The sequence below is a fragment of the Parasphingorhabdus halotolerans genome (assembly GCF_012516475.1).
Classification (GTDB): Bacteria; Pseudomonadota; Alphaproteobacteria; order Sphingomonadales; family Sphingomonadaceae; genus Parasphingorhabdus; species Parasphingorhabdus halotolerans.
Map to the genome: position 1 here is coordinate 434,818 of NZ_CP051217.1, position 14,845 is coordinate 449,662.

The following is a 14,845-nucleotide window of genomic DNA, read 5'->3' on the forward strand; positions in this document are numbered from 1 at the left end:
TTTCCTGAAAGTGTTGTAGCTGTCGGCTATTGGTCGCCGCGCAAGATTTGAGCGCCGCTATAGCCGCGACCCTTTGCTTGTGCGAGTCCTGCTTCTGCTTCTTTCGTGCTATCATAAGGCCCATAGCGCACGCGCCATATTTTGCGGGTCCCATCCGGCATCACTCTGGCGCCAATTTTTTTGGCCATGGCATTGGCCCGGCTTTTGTCGCTAAACGCTGCAACTTGTACAACATAAGTACCGGGGCCGGCGCCAACATAATTGTTACCGACGCTGTTTTCAGCAATAGCGGGGCGACCGACACCGGCGCCCTCCACTATAAAACGGCCTTGCCTGTTGCCAGAGGCTGGCTGGCGCGGTGGTGGCGAGGCTACAGGCGCAGAGGCTTGGCGGACAGCCGCTGCGGGCCTTGGTAATTTTGCGAGATTATTACGCAATATCGACAGCAACGAATCCGGCGTTGCAATCCGTTCTGATGCAGCGCCACCTGCCCGCAAAACCTCGCGTTCCTGTTCATTAGGATTAACCTTGCGAACACGAATGCCGGCAACGCCTTGCTGATCGATACCAAGCTGCTTGGCGGCACCATGTGACAAATCAAGTATGCGATCATTGGCAAACGGTCCGCGATCATTCACCCTGACCAATATGGTGCGACCAGTATCCAGAGCGGTGACCTCAACATAAGTTGGAAGAGGCAAGGTTTTATGAGCGGCCGTAATGCCTTCCGGATTAAACGCTTCACCATTGGCTGTGGAATTACCCGACAACTCCTGACCATACCAGCTCGCATAACCGACTTCATCATAGCTGCTTACATCCTGCGGCGTGTAGGTTGTACCGGCGACTTGATAAGGCTCTCCGATTTTCTGTGGAAAGTCAGCCACCGTCCCATATGTTTGTGCCGGTGGACGGCGAGTGTCGACATTATCATTCACACCGTCAACAGTGCCACAACTGGCAAGCAACAGAGATGCTGAGCCTGCCGATAATAGTTTAACTGCGTATTTCATCGGCCAATAACCCCACTGCTAACCCGTAAAAATTTGAGCAATTATAATCCAGTATTGCCCTGTAATTGCTCGTCAAGAGATAGGCTGTATTCCCCTGCCCATCCGGTTCAAGCAATGTTGCAAGGCTACTGTCGCCAAGTTGTCTCCCTGTTGCGGGTACAACGCCCAGCGCTCTCCATTCGGCCATTGTTTTCCATTGACTATGGCGCTCATGAACACGCGGACAGCGGGTCGCCTTGGTTTTATTCCTGATTGCGTCGCGATCAAGAGATGATGGCACGCGAACCGCAACGCCCCATGTTTCGCCGCGCCGCCATCCGGCATTGACAAAATAATTGGCTATCGATGCTACTGCATCATATTCATTATTCCAAATGTCTGCATAACCGTCGCCGCTGCCATCCTTGGCCAGCTTGATATAGACAGAGGGCAAAAATTGCGGTTTCCCCATTGCCCCTGCCCAACTTCCCGTCATGGCTGACTCGGATACGCCATTGTCAATCATCTTCAGCGCCGCCAACAGTTCTCCCTCAAACAACGCCCGTCGCCGACCTTCGTAAGCCAGTGTCGCCAGTGATCGCGGGATATCGAAATCGCCGGTATAGCTGCCGTAATTCGTTTCCTTGCCGTAAATCGCCATGATGATGTGGCCCGGCACACCTGTTTCGCGCTCAACATCAACCAGCTTCGTTAGCAGCCGCTGATAGGCTTTTTTTCCGTTTTGAATGCGTTCTGTCGTAATATGCCGGCGCTGATAAGGCGCAAATGGCGGGATTGCTGAATTGGGCGCACCGCCAGGCTGGGATTGATCAAGCTGGATCACGCGCGGATTATAAGTCAGACTTGGAAGTATACGGTCGAGCGTTCGTGCACTCACCCCCTGCTGTAAAGATTTTTGACGAACCTCCTGAAGATAGCCCTGAAAGCCAGAACTGGATTGCGCAATCGCGCTTCCGTGATCGGAAGCGGAGGGCACGGCAAAAAATGCAATAGCACTACAAGCAATTGCTGTCATAAAACGCATGGACAAATTTCCCTTCTGAAAAATCGTTGTCGCACAAACTGACTCCAAGGGGAATCTCCAATTATCGCAGGAGAACAACCGCTCACCTGATAAGGTTACAAGTGGTAGGCAGATTGCGGAGGATAGCCGAAAAATATCGATCAAACCCTAACTTCGGCGGAAAAACTTTGCGCTTTTAAAAAGAGGACGCTAGGACGCGTTCGGCTATGCGGACAGGTGTCAGAGTGGTCGAATGAACCGGTCTTGAAAACCGGCGAGGGTGCAAGCTCTCCGTGGGTTCGAATCCCACCCTGTCCGCCAGCTATATCATCCCTGAAAGTCCCGCATTGTCTTTTAAAGCAATGTAATTACTTGGTTTTTTGACTTGCGTGATTTTCAGATGTTCTTATAATGTTCCCCACAATCCCACACCAAGTGTGGGAGCAAGTGTGGGAGTAGAATGGATGGTATGGAATGACGAAGCTAACGGTAATGAAAATCCGCAACTTGAAAGAGCCTGGACGCTATGGCGACGGAGATGGCCTGATTCTCAATCTTACGGCTCCCGGCAAGGGCTATTGGTTGATACGCACACAGATTAACGGAAGAAGAAGGGACATTGGACTTGGTTCGATATCTCTGGTGACGCTTGCCGAAGCGCGCGATGCCGTACATCAGGTTCGAAAAGACATTCAAAACGGTCTTGATCCTGTCGCCGAGCGCCAAAAGGCAAAGCGGGTCATTCCTACATTCAAGGATGCGGCGATCCTCGTCCATAAGGAACATCGCAAAGGCTGGAAGAACGGCAAGCATCAAAAGCAGTGGATCAGGACGCTGGAAAGATATGTGTTTCCCAAGATTGGAAACCGTTTGGTCAATGATATTGAAGGCCCGGTCATTTGCGATGTGCTGTCGCCGATCTGGCTCGAAAAACCGGAAACAGCACGAAGGGTCAAACAGCGAATTGGGGTGGTTTTGGACTGGTCCTACGCCAATGGTTTTCGTACTTCGGAAGCGCCGTTGCGCTCCATCAGTCGCGGTCTTCCCAAGCAACCAAAAAAGGACGGTCATTTCGCGGCAATGCCCTATGCGGAGGTGCCTGCTTTTATCAGTCATCTGCGTTCCAAAGAAAATGTTAGCCGCCTCGCGCTGGAGTTTCTGATCCTCACGGCAACCCGTTCCGGTGAAGTACGCGGAGCAAAGATGGATGAAATTGATCTCGGCAATCGACTGTGGACAATTCCTGCACAGCGAATGAAAATGGGCAAGACGCATGCCATCCCGCTGACCGATAGCACATTGGATGTTTTGCAGCGTGTGCAGCCCTATTTCGCACCGGTCAGCAATCTGATCTTTCCGGGCAAAAATGTGAAGCGACCATTGTCGGACATGACGCTACTAAAGGTGCTACGTGTGGCTGATCTACCTTATACAGTTCACGGCTTCCGGTCCTCGTTCCGCGACTGGGCAGCAGAACAGACCAGCTATCCCGGAGAGGTTGCGGAGGCGGCGCTCGCTCATGCGGTGACTAACAAGGTTGAAGCAGCATATCGCCGTACTAATTACCTTGAAAAGAGGCGTGATCTGATGCGCGATTGGGAGCAATTTTGTTTGGGAACGGCCTGATGGTAGTCTGATACCGGAGTCCACTGCGGCATATCGGCTTTCTATAGACTCATTCCAAAATCGATAGACTTGCTGATCTCTATTTCAGGTTCGCGGCGTTTTTCTGCTTTGGCGGTATCGTTTCCTGCAACCTCAAGCGCAGACGTTTTCTCGCCTGTTTCCAGGGACAGCTTATGCGTTACACGATCTTTTTGATCAACAACGAGCGTCAAAGTATCCCGCACCCGCGTAATTGACACTAAAAAGTTCTGCTGGGTGAGCAGTTTCGTATCCTGCGCTTCCATAACCACAATGGCTTTGTCTGCGGTCAGACCCTGCGCCATATGGGCGTTAAGAGCGTAGGCCAGATCAATCCGCTTCAACATCGGATCGCCATGCGGCAAGGTCAGGCGTGTTCCGGTGGAAGTTTCAACCTCGACGCCTGTCTTGGTAATTCCGGTAACAATGGCGCGATCCGCATTGAGCAATCCGCGCTCGTGATCATTGGCCGTCCAGCGTATCTTGTCATTCTCGTGGATCATCTTCTCTTTTGGTTCATAAAGCGCAATCCGGTTATCACCCTTGTTCTGGACGGACGCAGGCTTGAACTTCCGCTCCCTTCCGTCATCCCCGCGCAATATGACCCGGTCTCTCCAGTCAGTACGAGTTACTGTATGTAAACCACGTGGTAGTTTCTGGGTTCGGATGCTTTTGACAAATTCCACCACATGCCCCGGCTTATACTCATGTGAATAGCGCAATTGCTCGTCGGTCAAATTGATCCGGTCCAGCGCGCTCAATGTAACGCTGCTTTTCCCAAGACGGCCATCTGCCAACAATCCCTTCTGCACTTCCAGATTCACGCCATCCCGTAATCGCCGCCCTGACGCGAAGATCGCAGTGCGGTCCCGTTCTTCCTTGGGCAGCGATAGCCATTGTTCGGCCCCGGCAACAGCAGCGCCTTTGTCGGTTTCTACAATATTTCCGCCCAGCGCTTTCATAGCTTTATCAACCTCGCCGCGCTGTGCCGCATTGGCTGCTGCTCGGACCATATCCGTCCGTGCACGGATATTCTCGTCCATATGGGCGGTGGAGATGCCCGATTTCTGGACAAGATCGAACGGCTTGCCAGCATCGACCGCGCCAAGCTGCTTTTTATCGCCAACAAAGACCAGGCGATCAATCTCAATCTTGTTGGCAATCTCAATCAATTTAAGCTGATCATGATTGGGGAGCATGGATGCCTCGTCCACCAGAATGACGCTGTCTTTTAACGTGGCCTTGGCTTCTTCAATAACTTTGGGGCTGGCCGTATCTTCTGTCACCGGCGCATATTCTTTCAGGAAGCGATAAACAGTCTGCGCTTCGATATGGAGATCACGCTTCAGCATCTGCACCAGCGTGTTCTGGACCGCCAGACCAATGACCTGCCGACCATCCTGTTCCAGCAATCTTGCCGCCGGTTCCAGCAATGTCGATTTGCCCGCGCCCGCAACACCCTGAATAACAATGGTGCGGTCAGATGATCCCAACAGCAACCGGCCTGCGCTTTCCTGGCCTGGATTGAGTTTAATACCGGATTTGTCACTGGCAAGAGTTTGGAGGTGCTCAGCTGTGATATCAGCATTCAGGATCGGATTGGTTGCTGATCTACCAAGGTCAACACCGTCCAATATGCGCTGCTCAATCTTAATAGCCCCCTTCGTAGTCATCATCGTGGAGGCACGATCGTGGCCGACCACGAGATCCTTGTTTTGCACCTGCCGTTGAACAGCTTGTTCCACCTGCCCAATGGTCGTGGGCAGTCCGGTATCCAGCGCGGCTTTCAATACATCCGTTCGCGCAAAGCCTGCCTCTCGCTGCTCCAGGTGGCGGATCGCCGACGCCACCGCACAAGCGGCGGCGATCTGGGACGGTGATTTGTCCGGAAACGACTTAGGTAGATACGGATCGGATAATCTCAATCCAAGGCTTTCAGCAAAACTATTTGCAAGATCACGGGCATACCCAACAACCCCTTTCAGGCTTTTATGCCAGCGCTCCGCCAATCCCGGTTCATGCTCTGCGCGTTGTTTGGCCGCATCTAATACTCCGGGCAAATCGAGGCCAACCTCTCTCGCTGTTTCTTTCCAGCTTTCATACAGTGCAGCGCGATCCTCAACCGGCGCTTTGTCCTCGCGCGTCATCAAGGTTGCCGCCTGAAAAGCTTCTGGCGAACGCGAACTGAGCTGACTCACTTTTTCCAATATCTGCTGGCGGCGCGTGCTAAATGCCATGATCGCATTGCGGGTAAAACCCGCCGCTTCAAAATTGCCATGTTTGGACCGATCACCGACCTCATAACCAAGTTTTTCGATCTTCTCGCGGAACGCGGCCATCGTCATGCTGTTGAACAAGGTGTTCAAGGACCACAGCTTGTCATTGCGTAGCGCCCGCCATTCGCCATCGGGCATCTGGGTGACATTGGCGACAACCGCATGAACATGGGCCTGGGGTTCCTGTGCTCGGCTTGTGTCATGCTCGAACAGGCCGATGGCGAGATTGCCAGTGGGAACCAGTTTCTCATGCCCGTCTATCTGGATACGCGCCTGCGCCGCGTTCTGCTCTGCCCAGGCAAGGGTCGATTTGACCGACTCGGTGTAGGCTTCAACAATCCGTTTATCACCGCCAACCAGCGCAATCAGCGACCAGCTTTTGGGCATCGAAAAGGCCAAATCAATCCCGGCCCTGTGAATGCCTTCCCGGCCCACCCGGCCGCCATCCGGAAGCTCACCTTTGAGCAATGCTTCAAACTGCGCGGCATCTATTTTGCCGGTCAAACCGAGCTCTTCAGCGCCCTTGCCAAACCATTCTCCAGAAGCCTGATCCTTGGTGTAATAATTATCCGCTGCAAAATAATTTGCAGCGCCGCCAGCTGATCGAACCGATGCTACGGAAAGCACTAATCATCGTCCCGGTAGATGCGGCCCGGCAAGCGAAGCGGTTTGGCAATGGGTGGTTCTTCGGGCGGCGGTTCCGGGCTCGAATCTTCGTCTTCAGGTTCGTCAAGCAGTTCGGTAAGCAACTCTACTTGCGGCGATGCAAATTCGTTTGTGACATCCGTTTCAAGAGTTTCAATCGGCGGCGTGGGGGCTGGTTTTGGCTTTTCCCAACGCAATCGTTCTCGTTCTTTCTCAAGTGCGACTTGGCGATCAATTTCATCGAGCGCCTGTTGTCGTTTTTGTGCCGATTTCTCAATATATTTGTTCGCTAACGATAGCGTCACGGCTAAGGCAGTATAGAAAAATGCCATGCCAATGCCGCTCAAAATGGCGTCACAAAATCGCGCCCATGAACCGGTAAAATAATGATGTTCTGTGATCCCCAGGCGCGTAACATCGACGCTGCCGTCGGGGGAACTTACGCTGATATTTCCAACCGGATCAAGCCCGATAAACATCGATATATGTGCCCTCAGATATAGCAGCACAAAATAATATTGCTGCTCACTCATTCGCTCGGACAATTGCCAGTTGATGCAAGCTGCAACGAGCATCAACACTGCCCACTGACTAACTTTCTTCTGGAGAAAGTCCGGAAGATATTGGGAGAACCGGCCCTGCCGGGAATTTACTTCCCAGGGATCATAGCTCATGAGAAAAGCCCTCGGATATTTCCTCATTCCACGCTGCCACAATCCGGTTGCGTAATGTCTTGTCGGGATGAGCTTCGAGCAATCCATCGAGCGCGCGGGCGATGAAAAGCAGATTGCGTTCGGTTTCGGCAGGCGGAAGCAAGGTCGCGCCATCCAGTTCCGATGTAACAAGTTTACGCAGCAATCCGGTCACGGTCATATGCCGGGATTTAGCGTGGGCTTGGAATTGTTCAAAAATATCCTCGCTGACATAACAGGCAAGGTGATAGCGTTGGGGCATGAAAGATAATCTCCGTATATTCTCATCCCCTCGAAAGCAGAACATACAAAGAACATGAGGCTGTAGGAAAGTGGATATTTGCTAGGTTATTCAAACCCTTGCCATCAATGATCACCAATGGTGACCATGCTGACCAATGGTCATAAAAGCCGCAAAGGAGTGATTCGAAATATTTTATTGAATATCAATGATTTAACTTCCGGAAACCGACCGTTCCACGGGTAAGGTGTGCTCTCCCGTTCCCGATGCATGGCGTTAGAACCAGTTCACAGGCTCGTACTCTCAACGATATATTTGAAGCTAATGATCGAAAGAAAACCTGTATCTGGTCGGGCAGACCAGACACTCGTCAGTATTGCCCAATAGGCCTAACAGAAAAAAAGGCCCGGCAGCGAACGCTACCGGGCCTTGAGATATCGTAATGTTGATTGCGATTAGTCGGTGGATTTTGCTTTCGCTTTGGAGAGAAAATCAACCTGCTCGGCGGTGATCTCTCAGCCATAGCGGGTAACGTTTTCATCGTCTGTCCACTTGGTATAATGGATACGTCCTGTAACCATTATCATGGCTCCTTTGGTGACATGTTCGGAAACGCATTTTCCAATGCCGTTGAAGCAGGTAATCCGGTGCCACTCGGTATCTTGCTGGCGTTCGCCTTCACTGTCCTTGTAAGACCGCGTTGTAGCGAGTGAGATGTTTGTAATGGTTGCATCTGATTTTGTTTCGCGAACTTCTGGATCGTTTTCTACGAAGCCGACGAGTGTGACTGTGTTTTTCATAATTGAAGTACCTTTCGAAGCTATTTGGTTAGTCCAAGGGACCATCCCCCTTCGACTGCCTGCAAGGCAGGCGCTCAGGACAGGCTTCGACTAAGCCCCGAAAGGTCCGGTTGGGGTCTGGACTGCACCGAATGACAATGAAGAAAACCCCGCATGTGTAACATCGGGTGACTGGTGAGACATTCACTTCATAGCATTATTTGACTAGAATACCCTGTTTTCCGCTTACATTGAGTTTTGAGCGCCGGGTGTACATGTGAGCTACCGCTATTTGCTGTGCTCGGCGGTTCCTGTGTGATCGGGCTGGTTTTTCTCGGTAAGTGCAAGCGAGCTATCGCTAACTTATGCAGTCTCGGAAGCGACCAATCCCAATTTCCTGGACATGATCCCGCGCATTTCCACTTTACGGATTTTGCCCGTCACAGTCATTGGAAACTCATCGACGATCTCGATATAGCGCGGGATTTTGTAATGCGCGATTTGACCCTTGCAGAATTCACTTATCTCGTCCGGGGGTATCGTCGCACCCTCGCGAATTCGGACCCAGAGGCAAACTTCCTCACCATATTTTTCATCCGGAACGCCAAAAACTGTCGCGTCTTCGATGTCCGGATGGGTGAAGAAGAACTCCTCGATCTCCAACGGATAGATATTCTCTCCGCCGCGGATGATCATATCCTTGATCCGGCCAACAATGTTTCCGTAGCCGGCGGCGTCAATGGTGGCCAAGTCACCTGTGTGCATCCAGCCATCTTCATCGAGTACGGCAGCTGTTTTGTCTTCATCTCCCCAATAGCCGAGCATGACCGAATATCCTCTGGTGCACAGCTCACCCGGCGTCCCCGGCGGAACGGTTGCGCCTGCTTCGTCAACGATCTTGCATTCCAAATGAGGAAGTACACGGCCAATGGTCGCGACCCTCAAAGAAATCGGATCGTCCGGAGTTGATTGAAAGCTGACAGGCGAGGTTTCGGTCATACCATAGGCGATGGTCACATCGACCATATTCATGGTTTCGACCACTTGCTTCATCACCTCGACAGGGCATGGTGAGCCCGCCATACAGCCGGTGCGCAGCGAACTGAGATCGACAGCCTTAATGTCAGGATGGGCAAGCTGAGCGATGAACATGGTCGGGACGCCATAGAGCCCGGTGCATTTTTCCTTTTCGATCGCCGCCAATGTTGCGCCGGGATCGAATGTCTCGGCGGGATAAACCATCGCGGCACCGTGGACGAGGCAGGCGAGATTTCCCATAACCATGCCAAAGCAATGATAGAGCGGCACGGGAATGCAAAGGCGATCGCCTGCTACCAAGCCGATATTCAACCCGACGAAATAGCCATTGTTGAGGATGTTGCGATGGGTCAGTGTTGCGCCTTTGGGAAGACCTGTTGTACCGGACGTAAATTGAATATTGATCGGCTCATCAGCGCTCAGAGCAGCTTCAATCTTGTTAACCCGATGCACCAATTCTGCAGTGGAGCACTCCATCAGCCCAGCGATGGAATTCCATCCAGCCCTCGGCGTCTCATCTATCAGAATAACGCGCTTTAGATCGGGCAGTTTTGCGCAGTCCAAATCAGTGTCTGCATTTCCAGATACGATTTCCGGAGCCAGCGTTTCCATCATCTCTGCATACATGCTGGTCTTGTAAGATGCCGGGCAGACGACAGCCTTGATCCCGACGTTGTGCAGAGCGAATTCCAGTTCCGACAAACGGTAAGCCGGGTTCACATTGACCAGAATGGCACCGATTTTTGCGGTGGCAAATTGGGTAAGCGTCCATTGGGCAATGTTGGGAGCCCAGATGCCAACCCGATCGCCCTTTTCAATGCCAATCTTCAATAGTCCAGCCGCCAGAGCTTCGGCCTTCTTGGCAAGCTCCGCGTAAGTCCAACGAATGCCTTGATGAACAGAAACGACAGATTCGTAATCGCTCCATTTTTTTACCGCTGCGCCCAGCGCCTGCGGGATCGTCAAACCCAGAAGTTCGGGCGATCTTGGGCCCACCGCGTGCGCTAGTTGCGCGTCTTTCAGCATGGTCTATTTCCCTACCTTTGTGATGAGTTCCTTGATCGCACCTTTTGCCTGTTGTCCGTCGTTAAAACATATTGCGCGGATCGGAGCGTAGTTTAGCGGAGCGCGGGCCTCGTTTATATGTTGATGTTAGGCGGCCAGCTTGCGATGTTGCAAGCGCCGATGTTCGATGGTCTGTCGCTCCGATCAAAATCGCTTGCCCCACCCCTTAAATTATACTACGGTATATTTAAAGTCAAAACTGGAGAGCGGCCATGGCCGACTGGCGGGGCAACTGGCAGCACGCGCCTTTGCGGTGCCCGCTGTCGCTGAAAGGAGAGCTCAAATGTCACGTCAACATTCGCTGTCGGTTGGTCCGATCCCAGAGAGCATTGGCATTTACGCTGATCGTGCTGCCCATTGTTGGCCAGCCCGTGAACCGTTCGCCTTGGGTCGAACCTGCAATCACGACGATCCGCGCCGGGTCCCGGTTCCTGTCGGCTTCAACGAGCCCCGGGGGTTCCATTCTCATCCGCAATGCACGGCGTTTTCAGAGCCGCCGCTCCTCTCAATTGTGCGAAAGATTCAATCCGTCATCCGGATGGGTGGACAGGATTAGCAAGATGAAGAATATTTTTCCCGTGGATTTGCCAAGAGATTTTTATCATATTGCTGACCATTTGCCAGCAGATGTGCAAAAAGCAATTTATTCACGAATTGATGAAGCTGTTATCAATAAAGAGTGGGAATATGCAGTTGATATTAAATTTAATGTCAAAGATATAAATTTCCTAGCATATTCGCTTTTCAAGGCAGCGAAGGCTATAAATAAGCCATTTGAAGGTTCAGAATTAGAGAAAACTTTCAAGCCATTCGAAAAAACATATTTAAAAGTAAATGAAGGGGTAGATGTCAAGGCTGCTTACAGAGTCAGTACTTCCGGTGACTTGATGATGGCTAAGCACATCAATGATTCAAAAGACTTTTTGTATAGCGAAGTTGATAACCACATATTTGGTGCAGATTTTAAATTTGCTAACTTGGAATCAACTATTACTGATCGGGAAATTGAAAACCTGTCCTTTAAGAATTTGGATGAGACCCCAAAAATCAATATAACAAGATCGGAGTATAGAACACTAGTTTCTCACCAAGATAGGCAATACGATATCGTTGAATTAGCCAATAACCACATTCTTGATTGTGGAGGAGATGGTATTCAATTAACTTTTGATGCATTAAAGGAAGACGGTATTGGCTTTATTGGCGCTTATGAATCAGAAGAGTCGAGCAAACAGATCTTTACTAGAAATATTGGTGATGTGAAAGTTGGTTTTATCAACCATACTTTTGGTGTTAATGGCAAAAAATTCCCGACAGGAAAAGAATGGTTGGTCGATCTGACCGATTTCCATACCGGAGATAACCCGGATATCTCAAAAATTATTTCACAGATAAAGCAGGCAAAGGCTGAATGTGAATTAGTCTTTGTCGCACTGCACTGGGGGTTGGAACATGAATTGTTCCCTCAACCCGCGCAACGTGAATGGGCTCAGGCCTTTGCTGATGCAGGAGCAGATGTTATTATTGGCCATCATCCCCATGTCATCCAACCTTTTGAATTACTGACCACCGCCGACTCTAAAAAAGTTCCCGTATTCTATAGCTTAGGTAACTTAACACCTCCTGGCGGATCTGCACATACTGCGTTAAGTTACATCGCAAACTTCACGGTTGCGAGGCAAGTAGACGGAAAAGCATTAATTACCGAACTCGCTGCAACACCAACTGTCTTCGTTGAGCAAAGGGAGGGCACGACCAGGGGATTATTAATTCCTTTAGGTAGGCTCAATCGGCTCGAATTAGATGAAGGCACGCGTAAGTATGTTGGTGAAATTAACGAAACTGCCAAAGTAGTCTTCGGTGATCAATACTTAGAAGATGGTTTAGAGAAAATGCAGGTGATGAATTAACTCTTATCAATGTACCCTGCTAGAAACATGAATGTAAAAGCTCATGGTAGCCCGCCAAACAGAATCCCAAGACCGACCAACCTCCATGGAGATCACATGAACACCACAAGCTACTTTTCTTCGAACTACGCACTGCAACGGCAGCGTTTTCTGGACCAAGCGACGAAAGCGCAGCTGTCAGTGGAAAGTCACCTACATCCGCTGCGCGGACGCGAAGGCGAGGAACTGGCTATGGATGTCGCGCGTCTTGGTCCGGCCGGGTCGCAACACATGCTAATAATTACTAGCGGCACTCACGGGTTAGAGGGTTTTAGTGGTTCGGGCATCCAACTCGCGCTGATGGATGATCCTGAATTTCACGCGCTTGCAACGGCGTCCGGCGTGTCGATACTTTATGTACACGGCGTCAATCCCTGGGGCTTTTCCTGGTACCACCGCTGGACTCACGAGAATGTCGATCTCAATCGGAATTTTCTTGATTTCTCGGATTCGTCGATAACCAATGAAGGGTTTCGATACCCCGAAATCGCTGACTTTATCGTACCAGCCAATTGGCCCGATGCACAGGCAGACGAGCAGATGGCGACCTGGATCGCCGCAAACGATATGGCGGCACTGATCCAAGCGGTCACTGGCGGGCAGCGCAGTCATCCGGATGGCTTGTTCTTTTGCGGCAATCAACCGACCTGGAGCAACCAGACATTCCGCCATGTGCTGCGCACCCATGCGGCCGGCTGTACCCAAGCGGCGATCATCGATTTGCACACCGGCCTGGGCCCTTGCGGGCATGGCGAACGCATTGTTGCGCCTCAAGATGACCGCGCCCATGCCCGGGTAAAGGCCTGGTGGGGGAACGTCACCTCGGTGGCTGACGGGAGTTCGTCGTCGGCCAAAGTTTCCGGTTACCTGTGTGGCGCGCTTGATGAAGAAATTCCCGGTGCTGAAGTCACCGCTATGGTGCTTGAATTTGGTACCGTGCCGATGCCCGAGGTCTTGGATGCATTGCGTGCCGATCAATGGCTGATCCGTCAGACCGACCCGGACCCGGTGAAGGCGGATGCCATCAAGCAACAGGTGCTGGCGGCCTTTTATGTTGATACCGACGAATGGAAACAGCAGTTGGTTGAGCAGGCCATCGAGGCCAGTCATCAGGCCGCGCGCGGGCTCGCTGGCGGGCTGTAGTGACCCACGCAACCACAAACATGGCGCAGACACTGCAACAAAGAACGACCGCATCAGGCAATCGGCCAGAAATCACTATAAATAGTCCACAGAATATAAACTGTATGAGGAGCAAATCGTATGTCAGCCGAGCAGAAACTGCAGGAACTTAAACTTGAACTGCCTCCTGTTCCGCCTCCATTTGGGGTCTACAAACCGATTTTAATCCGGGGAAATCTGGCCTTTTTATCCGGTCATGGCCCGCAAAAATCTGATGGCTCATTTTTTATCGGGCGTGTGGGCGATGACCTATCACAAGAGGACGGCTATGATGCCGCCCGTCAAACCGGACTTGCAATCCTCGCCACCTTAAAATCGCACTTGGGCTCTCTCGACCGGATCAATCAGGTTGTTAAGTTGTTGGGCTTCGTAAACTGCACCAGCGATTTTACACAACATCCGGCAGTCATAAACGGCTGTAGTGAGCTGTTTGCTGAGATTTTTGGCGAAGAGAAAGGTGTCGCTGCACGAAGTGCCGTCGGCACCAACGCACTGCCAGGCAATATACCAGTTGAAATCGAATGCATTTTTGAGATCGGGGAGCCTCTATAATGAAACACATTGGCTTGGTTGGCTGTTCTGCAGAGGGTGCCGCCTTGTGCTATCGGACAATTGTCGAAGAGGGTCGGATTAGATTGGGGGGATTTGTGCACCCAGAAGTGACCCTGCACACCTTTAATTTGCAGGACTATATGCAATATTTGGCGGGAGGACGTGTTGATTGGGAGGAGGGAGGCAAAAAACTCATCGAATCAGTGGAGAAATTGAAGAGCATTGGTGCCGATTTCGCGCTGTGCCCGGACAATACAATACATCATGGCGTGGATCTGGTGAGGGACCGAATTCCCTTGCCGTACCTACATATCTGTGATGTCGTTGCCGACGTCGCGAAGCAGCACAACTATGCCAAGGTTCTTGTACTGGGAACCCGCTTTACCATGCGCGGGACGATCTACCAGCGCGCCATGTCAGCAGTGGGTATAGAGTGTGTGACACCCACGGATGAGGAGGTTGCCGAACTGGATCGCATTGTTTGGGAAGAACTGCTCTCCGGGAAATTTGTGCCGCAATCAATAGCTTACTACCAGCAGGTAATCGACAGGTACAAACACGAGGGGTGTCAGGCGGCAGTGCTGGGTTGCACCGAAATTCCCCTGATTATCAATGACGATAACTCATCATTACCCACGCTCGATTCAACCCGTTTGTTGGCGCTGGCCGCACTTGACATGGCGCTGTCTGACTAGACCTATCGTCGACGGGGCTCTCACTTGGATGTGAGATGCCCTCACCTCTGGATTTGTCAGTCACTTAAATA

Annotated in this window: 12 protein-coding genes, 1 tRNA gene and 1 pseudogene; 6 read left to right on the forward strand and 8 right to left on the reverse strand. The window is 51.4% G+C overall.

What is annotated here, in order from left to right; all coding sequences use genetic code 11:
• Window positions 1-26: 26 nt before the first annotated feature.
• Both HF685_RS02060 and HF685_RS02065 read right to left on the reverse strand, forming a co-directional pair.
• Window positions 27-1,013, reverse strand: a complete 987-nt coding sequence (locus HF685_RS02060; protein ID WP_168818080.1) for a septal ring lytic transglycosylase RlpA family protein — start codon at window positions 1,011-1,013, stop codon at window positions 27-29.
• Complete coding sequence (locus HF685_RS02065; protein WP_168821123.1) at window positions 997-2,028, reverse strand: lytic murein transglycosylase; 1,032 nt, start codon at window positions 2,026-2,028, stop codon at window positions 997-999. Before HF685_RS02065 ends, HF685_RS02060 begins: the two co-directional genes overlap by 17 nt.
• Before the next feature lie 219 nt (window positions 2,029-2,247).
• On the opposite strand from HF685_RS02065, the gene HF685_RS02070 reads away from it, so the two are divergent.
• Window positions 2,248-2,337 (forward strand) — tRNA-Ser (locus HF685_RS02070).
• A 153-nt stretch (window positions 2,338-2,490) separates the two neighbouring features.
• Window positions 2,491-3,642, forward strand: coding sequence for a tyrosine-type recombinase/integrase (locus HF685_RS02075; protein WP_168818081.1), 1,152 nt, complete (start codon window positions 2,491-2,493; stop codon window positions 3,640-3,642).
• Between the two features lie 41 nt (window positions 3,643-3,683).
• On the opposite strand, the gene mobF is transcribed toward HF685_RS02075, so the two are convergent.
• The 6 genes and pseudogenes from mobF to HF685_RS02105 form a co-directional block, all read right to left on the reverse strand.
• Window positions 3,684-6,563 (reverse strand): MobF family relaxase, encoded by a 2,880-nt coding sequence (mobF, locus tag HF685_RS02080; protein ID WP_168818082.1) that lies wholly within the window; start codon window positions 6,561-6,563, stop codon window positions 3,684-3,686.
• Entirely contained in the window at window positions 6,563-7,255 is a 693-nt protein-coding gene (locus HF685_RS02085) for a hypothetical protein (protein WP_168818083.1), read from the reverse strand. Before HF685_RS02085 ends, mobF begins: the two co-directional genes overlap by 1 nt.
• Window positions 7,245-7,535, reverse strand: a complete 291-nt coding sequence (locus HF685_RS02090; RefSeq protein WP_168818084.1) for a hypothetical protein — start codon at window positions 7,533-7,535, stop codon at window positions 7,245-7,247. The genes HF685_RS02085 and HF685_RS02090 overlap by 11 nt, the downstream gene beginning before the upstream one ends.
• Window positions 7,536-8,032: 497 nt before the next feature.
• A pseudogene (locus HF685_RS02095) lies at window positions 8,033-8,314 on the reverse strand (single-stranded DNA-binding protein); the annotation flags it as partial.
• 342 nt (window positions 8,315-8,656) lie between these two features.
• Window positions 8,657-10,357, reverse strand: coding sequence for an AMP-binding protein (locus HF685_RS02100; RefSeq protein WP_168818086.1), 1,701 nt, complete (start codon window positions 10,355-10,357; stop codon window positions 8,657-8,659).
• A 325-nt stretch (window positions 10,358-10,682) separates the two neighbouring features.
• Entirely contained in the window at window positions 10,683-10,865 is a 183-nt protein-coding gene (locus tag HF685_RS02105) for a hypothetical protein (protein WP_168818087.1), read from the reverse strand.
• Between the two features lie 91 nt (window positions 10,866-10,956).
• Between HF685_RS02105 and HF685_RS02110 the strand changes: the two genes are divergently transcribed.
• From HF685_RS02110 to HF685_RS02125, 4 genes are all read left to right on the forward strand, one after another.
• Window positions 10,957-12,306, forward strand: coding sequence for a CapA family protein (locus HF685_RS02110; RefSeq protein WP_168818088.1), 1,350 nt, complete (start codon window positions 10,957-10,959; stop codon window positions 12,304-12,306).
• Window positions 12,307-12,402: 96 nt separating this feature from the next.
• Window positions 12,403-13,488: a M14 family metallopeptidase gene (locus HF685_RS02115; RefSeq protein WP_168818089.1), complete on the forward strand. Its 1,086-nt coding sequence runs from the start codon at window positions 12,403-12,405 to the stop codon at window positions 13,486-13,488.
• Between the two features lie 120 nt (window positions 13,489-13,608).
• Entirely contained in the window at window positions 13,609-14,079 is a 471-nt protein-coding gene (locus tag HF685_RS02120) for a RidA family protein (protein WP_168818090.1), read from the forward strand.
• Window positions 14,079-14,774: an aspartate/glutamate racemase family protein gene (locus tag HF685_RS02125; RefSeq protein WP_211051298.1), complete on the forward strand. Its 696-nt coding sequence runs from the start codon at window positions 14,079-14,081 to the stop codon at window positions 14,772-14,774. The genes HF685_RS02120 and HF685_RS02125 overlap by 1 nt, the downstream gene beginning before the upstream one ends.
• Window positions 14,775-14,845: the final 71 nt, after the last annotated feature.